This is a genomic window from Candidatus Cybelea sp. (assembly GCA_036489315.1).
Lineage (GTDB): Bacteria > Vulcanimicrobiota > Vulcanimicrobiia > Vulcanimicrobiales > Vulcanimicrobiaceae > Cybelea.
The window spans coordinates 1-2533 of sequence record DASXFZ010000033.1 but is presented as its reverse complement, the minus strand read 5'-3'; the positions used below and the strand labels follow the sequence as shown (position 1 = coordinate 2533).

Sequence of the window (2533 nt, the reverse complement as noted above, 5' to 3'; positions counted from 1 at the left end):
TTTCGTGGCGCGGCGAGCCTAATGGTCGCGAGGAAAAGGGAGCGGCTCGACCACGACGCAAAAAACTTCCGTGCCGTGATCGGGACGCGATGACCCGACCCGGTGTAGTCGGTCCTCAGAGGGGATGGCCGAGCGTGGCTGTCCCCTCGCCATATCTGACGGGTGCGCCGCTCGAAAAAAGAGCGCCCGCTAAATGCGAGCGCTCCTCGGGGACGTCGATCGATCGGCTTAAGGTTTGGGTTTTGACTCGGCGCTACCCATTTGCTTGCGCGCTCCCTCGAACAGTCGGCGTCGTTCGATCGCGGCGTTCGCGGCCTTCTCCTGGTCGTGGAGTGCCTGCCACTTTTCGATTGCGTCGTAGAGATCGGCGCCGATGATCTCGGCCTCAAAGTCAACCAGGCTCTCGAGGTGCGTTAACGTGTGCAGCGCAACGTGGGTGGTTTTATATTTGAGGAAGGACTTGCTCCTTGCCTCACGCTCAGCTTCGTCGTTCTTTATATGCGCGATGGCGGCAGCACGCAGCTCGGCCTCACGATCATTTTCAGGATTTTGAGTCCAGTCGACCGCTGCGTACTCGGCCTCGCGCGCAATGGCCATGGCTTCCTCGGGCGCACTGGACGTCGCAGCTTTCACCTTACTCTTCATTTGGGAACCCCTGTTGCGGCGTTGAAGGGTGACGGCGGCACTGAAAGTCCGGCGACCTGAGCCACGCGGCGAAGTCACGGCAGGCGTTCGTCCAGCGTCGCCGCGCGGTATCATCTGAGACGGGAAAAAGGATCACGTTATCGTGCTCGGTCATTACCGGCGCGTCCCGGGAAAAGCGACAACGTTACCCGGTAGACCGAGCGCGGCTGGCTCCGATTCCGAAGGTGCAGCGCGGTTTTCTTGTGGTGCACCGCGATGCAGCAGAGTCGGAAGAGGACGCAGCGGCAGCACGGAAAGCCACTCTGCAAACTCCGCCTCAGAATCACCGCCCTGGTCGCGGCGTCGAGACGGTCGAACATTTCGAAGAGCTCGGCTCTCTCGGAGTCGCGCGCGCGCCATACGAGCTCGGCCTGAGATTCTGGATCAAGTCGGTCGAAGAGTTCGACGACGTCTCGCGAGGCGCCTGATAGCGGCGCTTCATGGGGTACGATTGCGTTGTTCATTTTCGGAACCTCCATTCCTGATTGGACGGTCGGAGGGTCGTTACCGGGCGCCCCCGCCGATAGTGATTAAGCGGTTACGAGATCATTGAGGTGAGGGGCAACGTCATCGAAGGCTTGCGCCGGCCGAACGTAGCCCATGAGCACGGACAGGGATTTGTGGCGCGTGGTGCGCGCGATCGCGTCGAGCGAGACCTTGGCCTGCGCCGCGACGGTTACGAAGCCGGCTCGCAAGCTGTGGGCGCCGAAGTCGCCGTCTAGGCGCGCGTTGCGGGCCAGCTTTTGAACCAGATTCGCGACGTCCTGGCCGTCGAGCGCGCGTGCTGAGAGCTGCTTCTGAAGCGAGAACGTCCGAAAGACGGGGCCGGAGGTGATGCTGGCGGCGTCGATCCACTGACGCAGCGCGCGAACGCGCCGGCGCCGTCCTGGTCGGTTTTCGAGCGGCGGATCACGATGCGTAGCCCCTCGCGGCAGAACGTCAGATCCTCGATCGTGAGCGCGGCGAGCTCGCTGCGACGGAGCGCGGCGGCGAAGCAAAGGAGCAGAATGGCGCGGTCGCGCTTCGCCTTCAGGTCGTCGCCCCGGATCTCGAGCAGCATCGCTCGCAGATGGTCGAGTGTAACGGCGCTTTTCTTGACCTGTGCGGCCCCGATGGTCCGTCCGATGCCCCGAACTACCCTGCGCACGATTTCATGCGCTGTGGGCGACTCTAGGCCTCGTTCTTTATGCGTCTGCGAGATCGCCGCCACGCGCCGCTTGATCGTTGCGAACTTCGCGCGATCCGCCAGGTCCGTAAGGTACACGGTGAGGGTCTGCGGTGTCGCCGGTAGCCACGCGTACCCCCGCTTCGAGCAGTAGCCTTCGAAGTCGCGCCAGTCGGAGGCGTAAGCGCGCCGCGTCGCGGTGGACTGAGACGCCTCGACGAACTCGCGGGCGCGATCGACGACCCCGTCGACCTCGCATAGGGCTGAGTATTCGCGGTTATCGGCGCTTGCGCCGGCGGGGAGGACTTGCGGTAGAATATTGGAGGTCATCGGAGATCCTTTCCGGTGGCTCGGCCTCGGCGAGTGACTGCTCGTTGAGGCCTTCCTTCTATGCTACCAAAAACTAATCTAACCCCGTAAGCTTCAAGTCCGGGACGGAGGCGCTGTCATTGCTGACCGTGTGGTTGAGCACCCCGGGAGCACGGGTAAGTATGCCGGCGTGAGTATGCTGGGAGCAAGAGCCGATGCGGCTTGATGACCGTACCGCCTACGCGCTTATTATTCTGGCCGAGCGCGGATTAAAGATTCATTCCTTTGACGGCTACACTCTAAGGCTGAGCTACAACGCCGCCGCTGACACCGAGGCCGAAGCCGGGAGAACCGTTTGCATTAGCGAGTTGGCGA

Annotated in this window: 3 protein-coding genes; all 3 read right to left on the bottom strand. The window is 62.5% G+C overall.

All coding sequences use genetic code 11. From position 1 onward, the window contains the following. Positions 1–228: 228 nt before the first annotated feature. The 3 genes from VGG51_07815 to VGG51_07805 all read right to left on the bottom strand — a co-directional run bounded on the left by VGG51_07815 (position 229) and on the right by VGG51_07805 (position 2179). Complete coding sequence (locus tag VGG51_07815) at positions 229–645, bottom strand: hypothetical protein (protein HEY1882930.1); 417 nt, start codon at positions 643–645, stop codon at positions 229–231. A 569-nt stretch (positions 646–1214) separates the two neighbouring features. Further along, the gene (locus VGG51_07810; GenBank protein ID HEY1882929.1) at positions 1215–1379 is read right to left on the bottom strand and encodes a hypothetical protein; all 165 of its coding nucleotides are present in this window, start codon (positions 1377–1379) and stop codon (positions 1215–1217) included. 23 nt (positions 1380–1402) lie between these two features. After that, positions 1403–2179, bottom strand: a complete 777-nt coding sequence (locus VGG51_07805; GenBank protein ID HEY1882928.1) for a site-specific integrase — start codon at positions 2177–2179, stop codon at positions 1403–1405. Positions 2180–2533 lie beyond the last annotated feature (354 nt).

Bases quoted from the DNA above. Each gene is read 5' to 3' on its own strand.
- VGG51_07815 (HEY1882930.1), bottom strand. From the start codon at position 645: ATGAAGAGTAAGGTGAAAGCTGCGACGTCCAGTGCGCCCGAGGAAGCC.
- VGG51_07805 (HEY1882928.1), bottom strand. From the start codon at position 2,179: ATGACCTCCAATATTCTACCGCAAGTCCTCCCCGCCGGCGCAAGCGCC.